Here is an 18,061-nt window from a genome sequence, read left to right as displayed (position 1 = left end):
CGTAACGATCGAAATTACGGCTGCGAGCTTAATTTTGAAAAAAACGGCTCCTCGTCAATAACAACGAATGCATCGGGGATGGCTTCTCCATTCTTTCCCGGAAAATTTCCATTTCCATATAACTTTAAGTCATCCAATATTGCTATAACTCGTCTACGACTAGGAACAAAATCTATCATTTCCTTTTCATCAGGCAATGAGGTACAAGGATTAATACAGCCAATACTAGAAAGAAACCCCACTCCAGGATGTAAAAGTATTTCAGTGCGTGGGTAAACCCCTTTAAGCTCAATGCCTGGTTTTGGTTTTGCAGATGTACTCTCCGAATCCTTATAGCCGATCGATACATATTTTATGCCATCTTGGGTATACAGTGGGTAGCGGCCTGCCTCTATCCGCCGATTGTTATTCTCAGGTGCATTGGCACCGGGTCCGCGAGTTTCCGCTACCGTGCCAGACAGCCGCTCCCCTGATCGTTTTACTCCATCATGATAGACCTGATAAGTACCAACCGTTCTTCTCTTCCCATCGCTTACGCGCTGTTGTTCGGAATGCCTGACTATGTGAAGCTCCCACCCAACGCCGTTAATTGGCATACCCATTCCTCACCTATTAATCCAGCGGCTATTGACGAGTTCAGATGTTTCTCAGCCCTAGTTGTATGGGGCGCCCAAGTGATAACTTGCAAATGGCCACCCGGCCTTTAGATCCTCCAGCGTTCCGTTAAAGCAATTGCGGTCCGCCCTCCCCATTCCACTGACTTCATGCGGCTTTGGCCCATGATTACCGTCACTGTATTGCCACAAAGTGAAATCCGGCCAAGTGTCGACTGGAATTCCAATCGGCTTGTCTCGGTACCTTGCGTACCAAAGCGGGCAGTTCTTCAATATGTCGTCTGGTGCATGGTGCGAAATGGATTCTCGCAGAAGGCTTCCACCATAGATCATTGGCCACCGCCCAGTTTTATCATTGACAAGACTGACAAATTCCTGGGCCTGTTCGATGGTCATATCAGGCCCACTGGTACTTGGCTCGAAATCCAGACAAAGAAGGGTGGACTTGTCTTTCAGATGTTCCCAGTCTATTGCCTGTAGAAAATTATTAACTTGATCATCGACATTACGACTGCTGGAGAAGTGATAAGCTCCCCAGAGCAACCCAGCCTCTAACGCCAACTTCCTTCTGGGGAGATATTTTTCATCGCGAAAGGTCGCACCTTCGCTTGCCTTATGGATGACACCCACAATCCCAGCGCGCTTGATTTTTTTGAAATCAATTTCGTTATCGTGATTCAAATCAACAATCACATCAATGGTTCCAGGAAGAGTGCTAGGCATGACAGTGGACCCTATCGATTTGTTAGCTTCAGCTTTAAACACCAAAGAAATATTTACAGAACCACCCAGCCCTGTAAATTTTTTTGAAACTATGGAGCAGCTAGCCACCTCTAAACAAAACTAGACGAACAATTGCATTCCCCCTTATGAAAGATGAGATTTTTTTCTCATAAACCTTATTACGTTTCACTATCTTGAACATTAATGGATGGATCTGCAGCGCTATGAAAGCTGACTTGACTAGTAGATGGATCAAAAAGCCACCTAGAGTTTCGTTACGGCAGGAACTTCACCGCCCCTCTTCTCAAACCACCTATCGCAGTTTGCGACCCGCTCACCTAATAAAAAACGCGAGGGTGGCCTGCGCAAATGAAGTGAAGCAGGAGTGTTGGAGGCGATGGCACGATGGATCGCTCGCACACTTCCTTATTCCGGCCTTCCCTCAGCCAATAGATTGATTGATGCGCATAGAGTGCCTGCAACACCTCCGTGGGGAATGAAGCAAGAGATTAAGTCGTCGGAGGGTCATAGGCTGTTTGCGGCCATTGAGCGACCTTCGAACTTGTGCCGCATAGCCGTCGTTCGAACGACATGGAAGTCTGCGCTAGTCGGAACCCTGTGCCACACTTGGTGGAATTGCAGTATGCCATGACTGCGCGCAGCGTTCCGTACCGCACGACCCAGCTTAACCGCAGGACCCAAACGACTCTAGAGTCGCGGAAGAAGCGCCGGCTACCCTTTTTGTCACTAACGGGAATGGGAGACGAAAAATGGAGATCCATGTAACACTAAGGAGGACAGGACGCATATTAGCGACGCCCGATCCCGTGCGCGTCTTTACGGGTGAGCCCATCATCTGGGTGTTCGAATCCGACGTGCTGAACCAGCCGCGTATTTCATGGCTTGCTTACTTTTTGCAACAAGCTCCGTTCTTGGGCTCAACTCAGTTCTCGGCGGTATCGAGGCAGCACGTACATCAGTACCCCGGGATGACGCACTTGGCAGCAACCACGCCTGTCGTCGCGCAGATCGCTGGCGACTACAAATACGGCATTCGCGCAACGGCCACAGGAACTGGCGTTCTCCTCGGCGACGACGACCCACTGCTTATAGTCCTCCCCAGGTAGGATACGCCGTGCCATATCACGTTGAGGTCATCTGCTACAGCGAGAAGCTGTATTCGGACACCGGTGCAGCGATCCGCCTCCTCAACCATGCGCAGGATGCGAACGGCGCGAGCATCGAAATCGCCTTTGCGCTTCCGCCCGTGCATCTACGCCGGTACCTGTATTCGCACCGCCTCGAGCAGTACCTCACCGATGACATATTCGCGCAGCTTAAGGAGTATCGGTCGCACGCGAAGGGGGACAGACGATACCTGATCGCTATTGTCGACGGCAGACTCAGCTCCTCACGCTTCACAAAACTATTCGGGAGCCATAATGCCGAGCAAGGCCTCGCAGTGATCACAACGCATGGCTTCGACTCCTACGTCGCCTCGCGCAAGTCCTACCTGGCTTTTTTTCTCACTCGCTTCGCAATGAGCTTCATCGCTCCGGAACGGATGTCGCACGAGGACGAGCCTAGCTGCATCTTCCACAAGCGGCGCGACCGTACGCAGCTCACCACCGCCCTTTACCACGGCATAATCTGCGATGACTGTCGAAAGGCATTCGCCGCGAAGATAAACGTGGAGATCGACCACGCGTTGGAGCTAATGCTTGGATTGATTCGGCTCGGCTTGCCGCCGGAAGGCTCCACTCTCATTCGCGAGCGTCGTGCGCTCGTTCTAAAGGGCGGCGGAGTCAAGGGACTTGCGTTGGTTGGAGCACTCCTTGAGCTAGAGCGCTGGTACGAGTTCGATGAGTTTATTGGAACTTCGGCAGGCTCGATCGTCGCTGCTTTGATGGCGCTTGGTTGCTCAGCAGGCGACCTCGAGCGAATCCTACGGAAAACCGACTTTGGGTCCTTCAAGGACTCCAGTCTGCTGAGCTCCATGTGGAGCGCGGTACGGGTCCGCTACCTCCACTCCGGACGGAGTTTCGAGGAATGGTTCTGGTCTCAAGTGAAGCAGTCTTACATCGCGCGCACTGGCAAAGTTCAACCTCCGATGATGCGCGACGCCGATCGGCACCTGGTAGTGTTCGCCACCCAGCGCAATGTCGGATTGGTGCGCTTCGACTCGGAAGATCCCACGGCGCGCCAGAATCATCTCATCACGTTCGCCGTTCGCGCGAGCATGAGCATCCCGGGATTTTTCAAACCGCCGACGGAGCAAGGACAGCCCATCTATGACGGAGGCCTCCTTGCGAACTTTCCGCTCAAGGAGTGGATAGATCTGTATCCCGATCGGCCGTTCCTCGGCATCTACCTCGGACCCTATGTGCTGGATCCGCTCACCAAATCGAACCTCGTTGACGATGTTGTCGAAATTGCGACGACGCGTGACGACTATCAAATCATTGATGCGAATCGTGACGATGTAGTCATGGTCGATCCTTCGCCTATCGGGACAACTGAGTTCTCACTTGGCAAGGAAGATATGGACTTTCTCGTTCTCGAAGGGCGTGCGTCGGCGCTGGAACACATGGCGCGCCGACTCAAGGATAGCGAAGTCAAGAAGCTCGCGCAGATCGCCCGTGCGAACGCCATCCGTGCGAAACACAAGGTGGGAACTCGTAAAGTGAAGAAGCACCAAGTGCGTAGAGTCTGGATCGCAGTAGTCGTCGCGCTCGTTGTTGCTGTACTGGTGTGGTTCAGATGGGGATAGTTGTGGGGGAAGAGAGAGCATCCACACAAAAAATTGCATAAAACCAGCATCGCACGGTTTGTCACCTATTTGCGTTGTCGAGTCGCAGACATGTAGGAGGTCGTCGATCGAACGTCTGCTTTCGAAAGACTGCTTTTGGCCGTTCTCTGCCGGTCATGTCTCCACAAGTCTTGCTGGTCAAATACGGTGCACATGACTGGTCAGGTCGAAAGCAAATGGGGGGGCAACCTCGTGCAATTACCCAACTGTGATCTGAATATGGCCGAGAGCAAAATTCTCATGCTCTGAGGAATCCATTCAAAGCATCTGGTCAAGTCCCATGCAAACAGCTGGTCAGGTCCAATGCAAATGGGTGGTCATATGCAACGCAAACGGGTGGTCAAGTAGGGTGCAATTTCCCACCGGGCTTAAGCCCGAATGAGCGATAGCCGATTTAGCTATAGCTCCGCAGCCCAGCAAATCGCCAATTGATTCAGAGATCAGATACTTGCGGGCCGAGAATTATGTAAAGGCCTGGTTAAGCAGTAGTGGTACCCAAGACGAGCATTTATTTCCATAGTGCGCTCAAATCACGTAAGGCTCGAACAGCCTCCGGACATTCACCCGCGCCTTCAGCTTCGCGGCCAATAGGTACAAACCTACCACCTTGCGATGCAGAAACAGTACATCCACAGGTGGCGTGTGCCAGAAGTCGCGGTCGGCACCTAGTTCCCAACCGGTATCACGCAGGCGTACGGCCAGTTCAGACGTCGCAAAGTCATAGGCATCTTGATGCCTAAGGGGCTCGCAGGCCTGTGTAATGAGATCAGTGAGCACCGCTCGGTGTTTGGGCAGCGTTTCAGGCTGAAAGTAGCCGACTTCCAGCGCGGCATTGGTGATGGCGGCACGGTCTTCATGCAGGCCTGCAGTCAGCAAGCGGCGATAAGCCTCGGTAGTGTTGCGGTCATAAAATCGCGTGGCGCCGAAGTCCAACAACACCATCCGGCCGGTGCCTTGCTGATAACGGTAATTGGCAAAGTTAGGGTCGGTCTGCACACACTGGAACTCGAACACCTCGCGCAGAAACAGGCCGAATAGCAACATGATGATCCGGTCGCGCTCTGCCTGGGGCGCGTGCTCCAGTGACTCCACCGCTACTCCGTTAACGAAGGACATCACCAAAATATTCGGTGTGCTGAACTGGGCATATGCGCGAGGAACCAGAAAGTCAGGACTGTCGGCCAACAGTTGATCAAAGCGCCGTAAGTGCTCAGTTTCTTTCATGTAGTCCGCTTCATACTGCAGTTGGTACTTGGCCTCTTGGAGCAATGGGGCGACGTCCATGCCCTTAGGCAGCATCCCGGACATGCGCAACAAGGTAGCAACGTTATCCACATCGCTCGAAATACTCTCGCGCACGCCAGGGTATTGCACCTTGATCGCCAGACGTTGGCCGTCCTTTCCTTTCGCAACATGAACCTGGCCGATGGACGCTGCCGCCAATGGTGTGAAGGAAAACCGATCGAAGCGCCCTTCCCAGCCCTTGCCCCAGCTATCGTTGAGGACTGCCACCAACTGGCTCATGGGCATAGAATGAGCGTCGCAACGCAGACGAGAAAGGATTTCGCTGAACTCGCTCGGCAACAAATCACCTGCATCCATCGATAACAACTGCCCAACCTTCATGGCGGCGCCACGCAGTTGCGACAGTTGCTCGACCACCCGATGCACATTACCCGAGGTCAACAGCAGTTCGCTGAGCGCCGGACGTTTGCCCTGAACCCACTGCCGAGCGCCTTCGGCTAGCATGCCGCCCGCGACGCCCGAGGCCAAACTGCCAAAACGCATCAACCGCGATAAGCGGCTGCCAGGCACGGGCAACGAGCCTGGCACACAAGGCTTCATGAATGAAGCGCCTCAACGATCGCGGCAAGCAACAAGCAGACGCTCGCCACGAGGGTAAGCCGTAATCGCATCGGCAGGTACCAGGCGGGCAAGCTCGTAACCCGCAACATCTGCCTGTCCTGCCGGAGGTGGACAACTAAGCCGATGACCAACAGCAAGCAACCCAATGGCATTGGCAGTAACGTGGCAATCCAAGCAATAAGCGCAGGAATGACACTCCAAATGAACCGGTCGCTGCCCTGTTCGGCGCTCAAGTCTTGCACGGTCATGGCGAAGCCCCAGTGTAAGGCGCCGACGAAGCTCAGGATGACTGCGCCATAGTTAACAAGCGCAATCGCAAACAACGGCCGAAAGTCGAGAGAGAACGGGATCAGCAGCGCCAGAAAAATAAACGGCAACAGACCGCCATAACCCAGCAGGCTGACGTGCTTTGGCAGAGAGGTTGAAGGCAACGCGTTCATTTGTATTCCTTGCAGTGAGCGACACTCAAGACTGTAGGCCCAAAAGTCCCGCGTGGGCGAGATTGATGGCGATCCGAAGCTGAAGTCAGCGTAATGAGTCGCTTTGTAGAATTAGGTCATTGCCCATTCCTTTTCGGGCAAGCAGGCGACTGCATATCCGCTGAATTTGAACACTGCCTGCCGCGAGTGGTTCATTTCACGGTAAAGGAATGACCGTGATTGTCAGGTCGTTTTTTTGGGTCTATCTTATACAAAACCTATACACGACAATCACCAACGTACAACAAAGAGCCTTGGCCACTGACGCTGTACTTTGACGGCAACTGTCCGTTGTGTGCGCGTGAAATCACGATCCTGCGCCGACACGCTGCAGAGACCCGACTGCTGTTTGTTGACCTAGACAGTCCTGAGTTCGACGCCAAAGCACTTGGTTTCACGCTCGAGCAAATGCAAGCGACGCTTCATGCCTGTTTTGCCGATGGCCGCTGGGTTAAGGGCCTGGACGCCACCCTATGGAGCTGGCGTGCAGCCGGCCTGGGATTTTGGGCCACGCCGCTGACTTGGCGTGCACTCAGACCGCTGCTTACACTCGGTTATCGCCTGTTTTGCCGTCTCCGTCCCCATTTGGCGTGGTTACCTCACCCGGATGGCCGCCGTCGATGTGTCGATAACCGTTGCGCGGTGCCGGAAGCAAAACCCACACGCGACGAGCTGCTCACCGTCAAAACAAAGCAGCCCTAGAACGCTTCGCTTTGGCCTGTCCAAGGTCGCACGAGTGGTCGATATGTTTGCCCGCCGCTTACAGATCCAGAAAAACCTCACAAAACAAATTGCTGATGCCATCCATCACATCACCGATGCGGCCGGCGTGGCTATGGTTATTGAGGCAAAGCACATGTGCATGATGATGCGAGGCGTGGAGAAGCAAAACTCGGTGATCACCACATCGGTGATGCTGGGCGCCTTTCGCGATTCGTCCGCTACGCGTCACGAGTTCCTACAACTGATAGGGCGACTCGCTTAGCGCCAATAGATCACGTCTGTCTGCGGAGAGGCTAAATGAACAGTTCCTTCAGGATGAACTCCCTTGGCGAGGGCTACCGTGCATTGGTGATAGGCGCCAGTGGAGCGCTCGGCGCGGCGTTTTGTGAGTTGCTCAACGAAGATCCAAGATGCTCGGTTGTTCGTGAGCTGGGGCGCAACAGTGCTCCAGGATTGGATCTGGAAAAGCCCGACAGTATCGCCAGGGCGGCCGCCGAATTCGCTGAAGAAGCCCCGTACCAGTTGATTTTACATGCTGCCGGCCTGCTTCATCGCGAAGACATCAAGCCTGAAAAAAGTTACACCTCTATTGAAGCGGATGCGCTTCAGGCGATATTCCAAGTCAACACACTCGGGCCTGCACTGGTTTTGCGCCACTTCCTGCCCTTGCTTGACCCTCGTGGTGCGATGGCAGTGCTCTCCGCCAAGGTGGGCAGCATCGGTGATAACCGTTTGGGCGGCTGGTATGCCTATCGCGCCTCCAAGGCAGCGTTGAACATGTTGATTAAAACGGCTGCGATCGAACTAGCACGAACACGTCCTCAGACCCGCTTGCTGACTCTTCATCCAGGTACGGTCATCTCGGGCCTGTCCCAGCCCTTTAAAGGCGCTTCTGCCGCCAGGCCCGCAAGCCTCGCTGCCCGCGAATTGTTATCACTGATTGACCGTTTGGCGCCTGCCGACAGCGGCAATTTCTTTGCTTATAACGGAGAGCGCCTACCGTGGTAGGCAGGGAGTGAACCTTGAATCTGCAAGCGTTGACCGAACGGGCCGCGAATGGCGAAGTACGAGAGTTGGAGCTGCTGTCTCTGGAAGGCGGTTTTTATCTGGCTCGAGTCGGGCTGGATCAAGACCAGTTCACACTGCTGGACGACGAAGCGAAGCCTATACGCCTTCGCTCCATCAATCACCTGCGTGACTTGTTGCAGTTTGTCCCGCCATTCCCCAGCGTGCTTGTGCAGCAGTGCGTCCATGACGAGATGTGCGGTTCACGTGATGGGCCCATTGGGTCGTTACGCATTCCTTTCTCGCTGACTGCGCCTTGGTGAGTAACCTTCCGTTGGACTCCGTCGAATGAATAAGGCTCACCGACTATGCCTGGTCTTGGGCGACCAGTTGTCTTTTGACCTGGCCTCATTGAAGGGGTTGAACAGCGAGCGCGATACGCTTTTACCTGGGCTGCAAGCCTGCGCCAGTGGCCAATATATAAAGCGCATGTCTGACTACTGCCGTCACTGCGCGTACAAAATCAGTGAAAGCACGACCGACGACGCCTGCCTTTTCAATTCGCTTTACTGGCATTTCCTGATGCGTCACGGCGACCTATTGCGCAGCAATCAGCGCATGGGCATGGGCATGGGCATGGTCTACAAGAACCTCGATCGGATGACTGAAGCCAAGCAGGAAGCGCTCTGGAAACGGGGCCAAAAACTGCTCGCCAAACTCGATGCTGGGGAGTCGTTTTGAAGAAGAGTGAACTGCCCGTAAAGGCGTGTGCGGTCTGCGGATTGCCTTTCGCCTGGCGCAAGAAATGGGCGCGCTGCTGGGCTGAGGTGCGCTACTGCTCGGAGCGTTGCCAACGGCGCAGAAGTAGTGGAAGCCATCTCATCCCCTCCCCAACTGCCGGACGTACTCGAAACCCTTCACGAAAACCAGCTCGCGCTTGCCGGCGCTATTTAGTCGATAGCAATGTGGATTGATCAGAGGGGATCCACTGGCGTTTCCTGTACCGCCCTTGGCGCTATAGCCACGCTCGACTTGAATGCCGTGTCCGTTACTGTCCCCATTTCTCAAAGTTGCCAATTCGCTAGGAGGTAGCCGACTGGCGGCCGCCACCTTTTTTGATTTACTCCTGCGAGCCAGCAGAGGCTTGGTCGCGGGTTTTCCACAGCGACAGCAGCACACCGCCCAGCAGCAGACCCAAGGTCACGCTCAGTGAAATGACCGCCGGAATCTTGCCGATGATGCCGACCAGGAAGATCTTGCCCCCGATAAACACCAGCACCAGCGCCAGCGCGTACTTGAGGTAGGCGAAGCGGTGAATCATCGCCGCCAAGGCGAAATACAACGCACGCAGACCAAGGATGGCGAAGATGTTCGAGGTGTAGACGATGAAGGGGTCTTGGGTGATGGCGAAGATCGCCGGCACGCTGTCCACGGCGAACACCAGGTCGGCACACTCGATCAGCACCAAGGCTAAGAACAACGGCGTTGCCCAGACCACGGACTTGCCGCTGGCGTCTGCCTGACGGACAAAGAAGTGCCCTTCATGCAGTCGCTCGGTCACCCGCATGTGTTTGCGCAGGAACTTCACCAGCAGGTTTTCGCTAAGGTTTGGATGGGCATCAACCTTGCTGAACAGCATCTTCACTCCGGTTAACAGCAGGAAGATGCCGAACACATACAGAATCCAGCTGAACTCGGCGATCAGCGCCGCCCCCAGGCCAATCATTATCGCGCGCAGCACGATTACACCGAGAATGCCCCAGAACAGCACCTCTTGCTGATACCTACGCGGGATAGAGAGGAAGCTGAAGATCATCGCCATCAGGAACACGTTGTCCATCGACAACGATTTCTCGATTAGAAAACCGTTGTAGAAATCCATCCCGGCGTCACCGCCCTTGACCTGCCAGACCCAGAGGCCGAACAGCAAACCAGCAGTGATATAGCCAGCAGACAGCAGTAGACTTTCACTAACGCCGATCTCTCGATGCTCACGGTGTAGCACCCCGAGGTCGAAGACCAACAGGCCCATCACGATGCTTATAAAGACTAGCCACAACCAAGTGGCGGTGCCGAGAAGCTCGGCGAAGAAGAACGGTTCTAGGGCAGTCATGAGCCCCTCCTCTCAGTGTCGAAGTTATAAAAACTGCAACTCCGACATGGCAGCGATTAGCTGTCAGAGGGGCCCGGCATTGCGAAATTAAATCTAGAGAGATGCGTGGGATTTCTCAATCACGCAAGGTTTGCAAGGTATTTCAAGCTGGTAGGCCGCATCGAAAGTCGGAATACCGATGTGCAGAAATGATATCTGCATCCAGAGAATCTTTAACAGAACCTGGGCTGGCTCCCTGGGTTTTTGTTGCAGAACTTAGCGATTAAATGAGCCTGAACGTCCTAAACGTAAGACCGGTACCGAAGAAAGACCGCGAAAGGCAAAGCTCCTCTAAGTTAATAACGCAATAGCGCAAAAAAACGGACGCCTTGTCGGACGCACGTTTAGTTTAGGGGGGGCGTGCTGCGAGTTTAGATATGACGAAGGCTATCGCCGCATTGAGGCCAACGGCGCCCTCAGGGATATTCGCTGATTGGCCAAATCCTACGATTTACTGCCGCTTCGGCATGGTGCCGCCTGTGTCGTAGCTGCCATGATTCAGGTCGTATTTGGATGCACCCCAATCTTACCGGTCAGTATATTCGGCTCCGTCCCTCTGCCGGAGTGCCTTAAATGGACAATACCCGTGAGCGCTTGATTGACTCAGCGCTGAAGCTGTTTCTGTCACAAGGTATAAACATTACTGGTGTGATGGCCATCGCCGCGGTGGCGGGTGTTACCAAGATGACGCTCTACAGCCACTTCCCCTCCAAGGATGCGCTGATAGTGGCTTGCCTTGAGGAGCGTGACCGACGCTGGCGTGAAGAGGTAGCGCGCACCTTGGCTGTGCATCCTGACCCGGTCAGCGGCATGCTAGCGTTCTTTGATTTGTATCAACGCTTTCTTTTGAAAGATAGCGGACGCGGGTGCCTGTTCGTCAACAGTGCGGCTGAATTCCCCCAGTTTAGCCACCCTGTGCATTTGGCCGTGAGCAGGCATAAGCAAGGGATACGCGAAAATCTTACTGCATTGGCCATGAGCGCCGGTATAAGCGACCCGGACGTAGTTGCGGAGGGGCTGTTTATCTTGCTGGAGGGCAGTTTTGTCAGCGGCGCCATGGGCCAGGACGTGCGGGTATTCGACACTGCCCGACACGTAGCTCATTGCTGGATCCGGAAGCAGGGCCAGCAGGAGCAGAGCGTATGACCCTAGGTTTGATAGCGGCCATTGCCGCCACTTTTTCATGGTCGCTGCTCTACATCTTTCCGGGGCTGGTCGGCGATTACAGCCTTTTTGATCTGGCTGTGGTGAGCTATGCCTTTGCCGGCTTAGGTAGCCTGCTCGTGCTGTTTTTTTACCGTAGCGAAGTGCGGCAATTGCGACTGAGCGACTGGGCCTGCGCCGCACTGCTGGGCTTCTTAGGATACACCGGCTACTTCTTCCTGATCACCACTGCGGTCTTGGCAGCTGGGCCGGTGATCCCTCCGGTGATGATGGGGTCAGTACCGATTGTGCTCGCGATTGCCGGCAACTTGCGAAGCTCCAGCGTTCCCTGGCGCGCTATTGCCGGGCCACTGTTGGTAGCGGCATTGGGCATAAGTTTGGTCAACCTGAGCGTGTTTGATTTTAGCAGCGCAACGGTGGGGCTCCCGACCGATTCGATGCTGCTTGGGCTGCTCGCATCGTTAATGGCAATTGGATTTTGGACTGGTTTTGGATTGTTAAATGAAAGTGCTTTAGCTCAACGCCCAAGCATTTCCCCCATGTTGTGGTCAGCCATGCTGATCTTCATGTGCAGCGTCGAAATGCTGGCCTTCATCCCCGCTGGTCTGCACTTGAACCTGTCCCACTTCGCTAGCCAGCCGAGCGGGTTAGCAGGTACTCAGGCGCTAATAGTTTGTGGGTTAATTCAGGGGTTAGGGGCCACCCTTGCAGGTGCCTGGGCATGGTCAATCGCAACTCGGCGTCTACCTCTGGCGCTCAGCGGGCAATTGATCGCCAGCGGTACCATTTATGCAACTACGATGGGCCTGCTCATCAACCAACGCTGGCCCTCTCCTATGGAAGCGATAGGGACAGGGTTGCTATTCGTTGGGGTGGTATGGGCAATTCATGCCTTTTATCGCAGGCAAACACGTATCGAGAGCATGGCTGGATAACTGGTCTTAGCCAAAATTGCCGGCATGGGCATTTCAGGTGTCCACTTTGGATTGATCTGACCCTTGAAAAGTTGGACACCTTCGCCCTTATCGCTGAGATCGGGTAGGTGACTTTGGCAGACGGTTACCAATGTCCGCCAGCTGCAGTTGGCCCAGCAAATCTTGGCCATCCCGATCAAGCGCTTCTGCAGTCAGCGAAGGCCTGGACGGGATCACGACAACCCTATCGACCTGTTAAGTACCTCGGAGCGTGCACAACTCAAGCGCTGCTCCCTGCGCTCTGAGTCTTTACGCAAAAGCACGTTACCATCGCCCACTCAGAATCATTGGAGCCCGGCGCCCTGGCTGCCCTACTCCGACCAATGCATCATCGCAGCCTTCTTCCGCTAAGCGTTCCACTAGCTCGTCCAGGTTGCTCTCGCCAGACGTCAGTTCGTAATTGAGGGTGAAGGTAAACCATCTCGAACACTCCGCTTCAGCAAGGCTCTACCCGAAGATACGATAGCCGGGCCCTGCTGGCCCGAAGCATCGACTGTAGGAAAATGGCTCAACACAGCACCTACTGCCGAACCGTGCTTCATGCAATGTGAGGCATGATGCACCGTCATAAATTGTCTCAGCTTAAGCCAGCCCTGTTCTTGAAACCGTCTCACTTTGCCGGTATTTCTAGATCACCATGTCATGAACGGAACGCACTCATGCACGCAAGATTCAGAGTGATTGAGACCACCACACTGGACGATGGCAACAAGCGATACAGGGTCGTTGATCTTGTAGAGGGCGGCTCAGCTAGCAAGCATGGAGTCTTCAAAGTCAGGACAGAGGCAGAGACTGTTTGCTCGACATTAAATGCTGAACATCCGACTCAGTTGGTGCATAAATCGCGTAGTACCAGCTAAGCCGCTGCTAAATCTCGCGCAGAAAGCGCGAGATCGAATTTCCCCTCGCTAATTTCATCATTGATCCGAACCCTCTTGCCCCCCTTCACAGAGGTAGGAGTCAATCCCCTCAATCACAACCTGAAGCTTCTGCCTGAGCGTCGGTAGCTCGGAAGCAGTCAGCGCATGCGGCCTCTCCGCCATGCCAAGAAACGCTGCCAGCGCCAGGTCTGAGTGTTTGACCAACGCCACCAAGTGCTCACCTCGTGGGCCACTGCTGCCTGCCATCCAGTTTTTGACCGTCCTCTCATTTGCGTTCGTCCAGCGCATCAGCGTTTTGGTGGCTTGGTGTGTTTCTCCGAGCTCCATATGAAGCGCCTTGGCGATGCCGGCTGCGTACTGTTTTTGAGCCAGAAAAGAATTTCCCGTTTTCGTGAACATTTTTCCCTCCCCGATCTTCTACCTTCTTTAGAGCTATATCGAAAAACGCGGTATCCCATCACGTCTCTGACGACGCCTTAGTGGCCGCGAGAAAGTTGAGGATGTTGTCGATGCAAAATCTCATTGGTGTGGGTAATACACTCAATGAACCAAGCACGGCCTTGGCAGCGGCGTACGTTCGGATGTCCACTGAGCATCAGCAATACTCGACAGAAAATCAGCTCGATACCATTCGCCTATACGCGGTTACCCATGATCTTGAGATCAATAAGATTTACACCGACGCGGGTAAAAGCGGCCTTCGACTTGAGGGTCGAGATGCCCTGAAGCAATTGTTTTTCGATGTGGAAAGCGGTCGCGCGGAATACTCCACTGTTCTGGTCTATGACGTCAGTCGCTGGGGACGCTTCCAGGATCCGGACGTCAGCGCGAGCTATGAGGTTCGCTGCCGCCAAGCCGGTGTTTCCGTTCAATACTGTGCAGAGCAATTCACCAACGACGGATCGCCCGTCTCCAACATCGTTAAGAGCGTGAAGCGAATGATGGCTGGCGAGTACAGCCGAGAACTGTCAGTGAAAGTTTTTGCGGGGCAGTCGCGACTTATTGAATTGGGATACCGCCAAGGTGGCCCAGCAGGGTTTGGCCTCCGGCGGCAGTTGGTTGACAGTCATGGCTCACTCAAAAATGAGCTGCAGATAGGCGAACACAAAAGCATCCAGACAGACCGAGTTATTCTGGTGCCAGGCCCGCCGGGCGAAGTTGAAATGGTGCAGCACATCTATCGATTGTTCGTCGAGGAAGGCAGAAGTGAACGTGAAATTACCGACTGGTTGAATTCCCAGGGAGTACTCAACGACCGCGCAGGAGCGTGGTCTCGGGGCACTGTGCATCAAGTGTTGATCAACGAAAAATATGTTGGCAATAACGTCTGGAACCATAGCTCTTTCAAGCTAAAACAGGAACGTGTAGAGAACCCGCCTGAAGAGTGGATACGGGCCAATGGCGTATTTCGCCCTATCGTCAATTCAATTCTATTCAAGGCAGCTCAGTCGATAATTGAAACGCGTTCCTATCGGATGCCCGATGAGGAAATGCTGCAGGTGCTGAAAACTATCTATCAACGTAGCGGTTATCTTTCGGGCCTTGTTATCGACGAGGCAGAAGGATGCCCTTCGAGCAGCGCCTACCAACACCGGTTTGGAAGTTTGCTTCGCTGCTACTCCCTCATCGGATACACCCCGGCAAGGGACTACCAGTACATTGAAGCCAACAAGCGACTTCGGCAGATGCATCCTTTGCTTCTTGAGCAAACCACGTCAAAAATAGCTGAGGTCGGTGGAAAGGTTAAAGTCGACCCTCGCACCGATCTAATTCTGGTCAATGACGAAGTAACGATCTCTCTTGTGCTTAGTCGATGCCAAGTATCCCCGGTGGGCAGCAAACGCTGGAATATCCGCTTTGATTTCGGCTTGAGTCCAGATATCACCTTGGCTGTGCGGATGAAGGAGCATGAAGAGGCAGCTTTGGACTACTACATCTTGCCGGCTATCGACGTCGAAAGCCCTCGGATTCGCCTTGCCGAACATAATCACGCCAGTCTTGAAATCTACCGGTTCGAAACCTTGGATATCCTTTCTGAGCTGTCGCGCCGCAGCGACTACGGGAGGGTGGCATGACAGCGATTCAAACGCACCGAAAAGCCCCATTGCATGTTGCGGAGGAGACCACCATCCAGCTCATTCCGCTTGTAGACATTCGGGTACTCAACCCACGGGCGCGAAATAAACAAGTATTTGCCAGGCTTGTGGAGAACATATCTGCGTTGGGTCTCAAGCGTCCGATCACCGTCGCTCCGACTGCTGCCGGTACGGAGCCCTATGAGATTATTTGTGGCCAAGGACGCTTCGAGGCATTTCAAGCTCTGGGAGAGAAAAAAATCCCCTGCATCGTCGTAACTGCGAGCGAAGCGGATCGATACCTAATGGGCCTGGTTGAAAATCTGGCACGTCGAAAACATTCAAATCGTGATCTTTTAGCCTCTATCCAACTCCTTTCAGATCGTGGGTATACCTCCAACCAGATAGCTGAAAAAACTTGTCTGGATGCAGGTTACATATATGGAATTCTTGTGCTCCTGCGTCAGGGAGAGGAGCGCCTGATCGCAGCAGTTGAAAACGGCTGGCTATCTATAAAATTGGCGATGGATATTGCACGATCTTCAGACACTCAGCTGCAACAGGCCATGATCGACGCATACGAAGGCGGAGTACTCAAAGGCGATCAGTTAATGAGGGTACGTCGCCTCATCGATAAACGGAAGACCCTCGGCAAGCGCTATGGACAACAAGCGCCTAGTACGGATAAGCCTACACCTCAAAAGCTTTTACACACCTATCAAGTCGAAGTCCGACGTCAGAAGGTAATGATCAAAAAGTCGGACATCAATGAACAGCGACTGCTAATCATTGTCACCGCTATGCGCAAACTATTGACCGACGACTACTTCAGGACGCTGCTTCGCAGCGAAGACATTCCGGACATGCCCAAACCCTTGGCTGACCGGATCTTTGGAGAGACGTAGCAATGACTGAGATCAAACAGGCATTCGAGCAACGCATCATTGCAATTCCACTAGAGCGAATCCTTCCCTCGCGTAAGGTGGAGTCGCTGATACCTGGAAGTAAAAAGTACGCCAGCATTTTGAGCTCAATAAGGGAACTTGGAGTCGTTGAACCTTTGGTGGTTCATCCCAAGCCGATCATCGAAGGTGGATTATCTTCATTCATGCTTTTGGATGGTCACTTCCGCCTTGAGGCACTCAAGGAACTGGGGGCGGTCGAGGCGCTATGCTTGATTTCTACAGATGATGAGGGGTTCACCTACAATCGGCAAATCAACCGTTTGACTCCGATCCAGGAACATAAAATGATCATTTCTGCACTGAAGAAAGGCATTGAAGCCTCTCGCATTGCAGCGGTGCTTGGGATCAATGTGGATAGGGTTCACGAAAGAGAAAACCTGCTTAAGGGCATAGCGCCAGAGGTAGCTGAGATGCTCAAGGTACGGATGGTATCGCAGGATGTGTTTCGTGCCCTTCGACTGATGAAGCCAATACGCCAAATTGAAACTGTTGAAATGATGATTTCGGCTAACTGCTTTACACGAAATTATGCGCGGATGGTCTTGGCAGCATCGCGACCGGAGATGCTGGTTGAGCAGAAAAAAAAGCCTAGTGATGTCAGCGCGGTCGACATTGCTCGTATGGAGCGAGAAATGGAGAACCTGCAACATGATTACAAGCAGGTTGAGGACACGCTAGGGGAAACGATGCTGGTCTTGGTCGTGGCCAAAGGTTATCTCGTTCGTCTCCTTCGCAACGATGCCATCGCCGGCTATCTCACTCGTTACTATGCGGAATTGCTTGAGGAGCTGGTATCCATCATGGAAGCAGTAACCTCCGATGCCAGGCAGCTCGAACGGGAATAGCATCCGCCTGCTACGCTGTCTTCTTTTCACGGAGGAAATACGATGTCGAACGCAGACCTGCTCCCTTCCCTACTCTTCAAGATCAATCAAAATCAATTGGCTCTCGAAGCAGCAATCATGGAGCTCACACTCTGGGTCGAGCAACGAGGATCGGCGGAGGTCGCCGGAAACGTTCGCGGTGCACTGGCAGCTATCGACCGAAACGAAGAATTCATTAACATGACGCTTGCGGTGCTCATGACACCTGATTGATCTGGTCGCCCTTCAACGTGGATGATGCGAGTCGAGTAGGTGATTTAGTCGTGGTTCATTGAGGGCTCAAGCTCTTCAAGTAGAGCTGGAGTCACCGGCAGCTTGCAGCGTCACCGCCCAGCACTACCTGAGTTGAGATAAAACTGTTCGTCGTACCACTCAGCGAGTGCCTTAGGCGTACGACCTTAAAAGTGGTGGACGCGAGTCATGCGAGCTTGATGGCTCCGCATTGGATATCGTCCCGCGCCATTCGCAACTCACTGGCGTCTTGGCTGAGCCGATGAATCAGGTTGAGCAATCGTTGGCGCAATACCTCATCCTGGAGCTGCTCGGCAGCACGCATAACATCAAGCGCCGCTGCCTCATTGTTGGTGGCGACGGAGTCGAGCAGTTTGCGCATGCTTCTTGATGGCCGATTCATCTCCAACCCTCCTAGGTTTAGGTGAGGCGAATCATATGGCTGGAATGTTTCTTCAGTGTTTCAGTTGTACGAACAGGTTTTGAATCACCAACTCGGGTTGATTTGAGGCTGGC

General features: G+C 53.7%; 18 protein-coding genes and 3 pseudogenes. 14 read left to right on the top strand and 7 right to left on the bottom strand.

Going from position 1 to position 18,061, the window contains the following annotated elements; translation table 11 throughout:
• Nucleotides 1–14: 14 nt before the first annotated feature.
• Together ACX3YD_RS30525 and ACX3YD_RS30520 are read right to left on the bottom strand one after the other, a co-directional pair.
• Nucleotides 15–596: a hypothetical protein gene (locus ACX3YD_RS30525; RefSeq protein ID WP_458961855.1), complete on the bottom strand. Its 582-nt coding sequence runs from the start codon at nt 594–596 to the stop codon at nt 15–17.
• A 57-nt stretch (nt 597–653) separates the two neighbouring features.
• A complete protein-coding gene (locus ACX3YD_RS30520) occupies nt 654–1,337 on the bottom strand; it encodes a glycoside hydrolase family 25 protein (protein ID WP_458961854.1) in 684 nt (227 codons plus the stop codon).
• A gap of 770 nt (nt 1,338–2,107) precedes the next feature.
• Between ACX3YD_RS30520 and ACX3YD_RS30515 the strand changes: the two genes are divergently transcribed.
• Nucleotides 2,108–2,464 carry a hypothetical protein gene (locus ACX3YD_RS30515; RefSeq protein ID WP_458961853.1) on the top strand — a complete coding sequence of 119 codons (357 nt, stop codon included), beginning with the start codon at nt 2,108–2,110 and terminating at the stop codon, nt 2,462–2,464.
• Nucleotides 2,465–2,472: 8 nt separating this feature from the next.
• Nucleotides 2,473–4,107, top strand: a complete 1,635-nt coding sequence (locus tag ACX3YD_RS30510; protein ID WP_458961852.1) for a patatin-like phospholipase family protein — start codon at nt 2,473–2,475, stop codon at nt 4,105–4,107.
• A 564-nt stretch (nt 4,108–4,671) separates the two neighbouring features.
• Here the strand turns inward: ACX3YD_RS30510 and ACX3YD_RS30505 are convergent.
• Entirely contained in the window at nt 4,672–5,808 is a 1,137-nt protein-coding gene (locus tag ACX3YD_RS30505; RefSeq protein ID WP_458961851.1) for an ABC1 kinase family protein, read from the bottom strand.
• Nucleotides 5,809–5,987: 179 nt separating this feature from the next.
• Entirely contained in the window at nt 5,988–6,452 is a 465-nt protein-coding gene (locus ACX3YD_RS30500; protein ID WP_458961850.1) for a DUF3429 domain-containing protein, read from the bottom strand.
• A gap of 219 nt (nt 6,453–6,671) precedes the next feature.
• Between ACX3YD_RS30500 and ACX3YD_RS30495 the strand changes: the two genes are divergently transcribed.
• The 6 genes and pseudogenes from ACX3YD_RS30495 to ACX3YD_RS30470 all read left to right on the top strand — a co-directional run.
• Entirely contained in the window at nt 6,672–7,193 is a 522-nt protein-coding gene (locus ACX3YD_RS30495; protein WP_458961849.1) for a thiol-disulfide oxidoreductase DCC family protein, read from the top strand.
• Nucleotides 7,194–7,206: 13 nt separating this feature from the next.
• Nucleotides 7,207–7,476 (top strand): annotated as a pseudogene (locus ACX3YD_RS30490) (GTP cyclohydrolase I); the annotation flags it as partial.
• 35 nt (nt 7,477–7,511) lie between these two features.
• On the top strand, nt 7,512–8,222 hold the full coding sequence (locus tag ACX3YD_RS30485; protein WP_458961848.1) for an SDR family NAD(P)-dependent oxidoreductase: 711 nt from the start codon (nt 7,512–7,514) through the stop codon (nt 8,220–8,222).
• Between the two features lie 14 nt (nt 8,223–8,236).
• Nucleotides 8,237–8,542 carry a DUF6482 family protein gene (locus tag ACX3YD_RS30480; RefSeq protein ID WP_198131880.1) on the top strand — a complete coding sequence of 102 codons (306 nt, stop codon included), beginning with the start codon at nt 8,237–8,239 and terminating at the stop codon, nt 8,540–8,542.
• Between the two features lie 139 nt (nt 8,543–8,681).
• A pseudogene (locus tag ACX3YD_RS30475) lies at nt 8,682–8,960 on the top strand (cryptochrome/photolyase family protein); the annotation flags it as partial.
• Nucleotides 8,957–9,088: pseudogene (locus ACX3YD_RS30470) on the top strand (DUF2256 domain-containing protein); the annotation flags it as partial. The pseudogenes ACX3YD_RS30475 and ACX3YD_RS30470, both read left to right, overlap by 4 nt.
• A 251-nt stretch (nt 9,089–9,339) precedes the next feature.
• On the opposite strand, the gene ACX3YD_RS30465 reads toward ACX3YD_RS30470, so the two are convergent.
• Nucleotides 9,340–10,332: a TerC family protein gene (locus ACX3YD_RS30465; protein WP_458961847.1), complete on the bottom strand. Its 993-nt coding sequence runs from the start codon at nt 10,330–10,332 to the stop codon at nt 9,340–9,342.
• A 612-nt stretch (nt 10,333–10,944) separates the two neighbouring features.
• On the opposite strand from ACX3YD_RS30465, the gene ACX3YD_RS30460 reads away from it, so the two are divergent.
• Together ACX3YD_RS30460 and ACX3YD_RS30455 are read left to right on the top strand one after the other, a co-directional pair.
• A complete protein-coding gene (locus tag ACX3YD_RS30460; RefSeq protein ID WP_458961846.1) occupies nt 10,945–11,517 on the top strand; it encodes a TetR/AcrR family transcriptional regulator in 573 nt (190 codons plus the stop codon).
• The gene (locus ACX3YD_RS30455) at nt 11,514–12,470 is read left to right on the top strand and encodes a DMT family transporter (protein WP_458961845.1); all 957 of its coding nucleotides are present in this window, start codon (nt 11,514–11,516) and stop codon (nt 12,468–12,470) included. Before ACX3YD_RS30460 ends, ACX3YD_RS30455 begins: the two co-directional genes overlap by 4 nt.
• Nucleotides 12,471–13,426: 956 nt before the next feature.
• Here ACX3YD_RS30455 and ACX3YD_RS30450 read toward each other — a convergent pair.
• The gene (locus ACX3YD_RS30450; protein WP_458961844.1) at nt 13,427–13,789 is read right to left on the bottom strand and encodes a hypothetical protein; all 363 of its coding nucleotides are present in this window, start codon (nt 13,787–13,789) and stop codon (nt 13,427–13,429) included.
• Nucleotides 13,790–13,899: 110 nt separating this feature from the next.
• Here ACX3YD_RS30450 and ACX3YD_RS30445 point away from each other — a divergent pair, with 110 nt between their 5' ends.
• The 4 genes from ACX3YD_RS30445 to ACX3YD_RS30430 are packed head-to-tail and all read left to right on the top strand — an operon-like array spanning nt 13,900 to nt 17,527.
• Nucleotides 13,900–15,465: a recombinase family protein gene (locus ACX3YD_RS30445; protein WP_458961843.1), complete on the top strand. Its 1,566-nt coding sequence runs from the start codon at nt 13,900–13,902 to the stop codon at nt 15,463–15,465.
• A complete protein-coding gene (locus ACX3YD_RS30440; protein ID WP_458961842.1) occupies nt 15,462–16,370 on the top strand; it encodes a plasmid partitioning protein RepB C-terminal domain-containing protein in 909 nt (302 codons plus the stop codon). Before ACX3YD_RS30445 ends, ACX3YD_RS30440 begins: the two co-directional genes overlap by 4 nt.
• Before the next feature lie 2 nt (nt 16,371–16,372).
• Complete coding sequence (locus ACX3YD_RS30435) at nt 16,373–17,275, top strand: plasmid partitioning protein RepB C-terminal domain-containing protein (protein WP_458961841.1); 903 nt, start codon at nt 16,373–16,375, stop codon at nt 17,273–17,275.
• 42 nt (nt 17,276–17,317) lie between these two features.
• Nucleotides 17,318–17,527: a hypothetical protein gene (locus tag ACX3YD_RS30430; RefSeq protein ID WP_458961840.1), complete on the top strand. Its 210-nt coding sequence runs from the start codon at nt 17,318–17,320 to the stop codon at nt 17,525–17,527.
• 205 nt (nt 17,528–17,732) lie between these two features.
• Here the strand turns inward: ACX3YD_RS30430 and ACX3YD_RS30425 are convergent, their stop codons facing one another.
• On the bottom strand, nt 17,733–17,948 hold the full coding sequence (locus ACX3YD_RS30425) for a hypothetical protein (protein WP_458961839.1): 216 nt from the start codon (nt 17,946–17,948) through the stop codon (nt 17,733–17,735).
• Between the last annotated feature and the right edge of the window lie 113 nt (nt 17,949–18,061).

The organism is Pseudomonas fluorescens group sp. PF-1, from assembly GCF_054481335.1.
This window is presented reverse-complemented; position numbering and strand designations above follow the sequence as displayed.

Excerpts from the sequence above, each read along its gene's own strand:
- ACX3YD_RS30440 (WP_458961842.1), top strand. The coding sequence starts at position 15,462 with ATGACAGCGATTCAAACGCACCGAAAAGCCCCATTGCATGTTGCGGAG.
- ACX3YD_RS30455 (WP_458961845.1), top strand. The coding sequence starts at position 11,514 with ATGACCCTAGGTTTGATAGCGGCCATTGCCGCCACTTTTTCATGGTCG.
- ACX3YD_RS30500 (WP_458961850.1), bottom strand. The coding sequence starts at position 6,452 with ATGAACGCGTTGCCTTCAACCTCTCTGCCAAAGCACGTCAGCCTGCTG.
- ACX3YD_RS30525 (WP_458961855.1), bottom strand. The coding sequence starts at position 596 with ATGCCAATTAACGGCGTTGGGTGGGAGCTTCACATAGTCAGGCATTCC.
- ACX3YD_RS30445 (WP_458961843.1), top strand. The coding sequence starts at position 13,900 with ATGCAAAATCTCATTGGTGTGGGTAATACACTCAATGAACCAAGCACG.
- ACX3YD_RS30520 (WP_458961854.1), bottom strand. The coding sequence starts at position 1,337 with ATGCCTAGCACTCTTCCTGGAACCATTGATGTGATTGTTGATTTGAAT.
- ACX3YD_RS30460 (WP_458961846.1), top strand. The coding sequence starts at position 10,945 with ATGGACAATACCCGTGAGCGCTTGATTGACTCAGCGCTGAAGCTGTTT.
- ACX3YD_RS30450 (WP_458961844.1), bottom strand. The coding sequence starts at position 13,789 with ATGTTCACGAAAACGGGAAATTCTTTTCTGGCTCAAAAACAGTACGCA.
- ACX3YD_RS30435 (WP_458961841.1), top strand. The coding sequence starts at position 16,373 with ATGACTGAGATCAAACAGGCATTCGAGCAACGCATCATTGCAATTCCA.
- ACX3YD_RS30485 (WP_458961848.1), top strand. The coding sequence starts at position 7,512 with ATGAACAGTTCCTTCAGGATGAACTCCCTTGGCGAGGGCTACCGTGCA.
- ACX3YD_RS30465 (WP_458961847.1), bottom strand. The coding sequence starts at position 10,332 with ATGACTGCCCTAGAACCGTTCTTCTTCGCCGAGCTTCTCGGCACCGCC.
- ACX3YD_RS30430 (WP_458961840.1), top strand. The coding sequence starts at position 17,318 with ATGTCGAACGCAGACCTGCTCCCTTCCCTACTCTTCAAGATCAATCAA.
- ACX3YD_RS30425 (WP_458961839.1), bottom strand. The coding sequence starts at position 17,948 with ATGAATCGGCCATCAAGAAGCATGCGCAAACTGCTCGACTCCGTCGCC.
- ACX3YD_RS30515 (WP_458961853.1), top strand. The coding sequence starts at position 2,108 with ATGGAGATCCATGTAACACTAAGGAGGACAGGACGCATATTAGCGACG.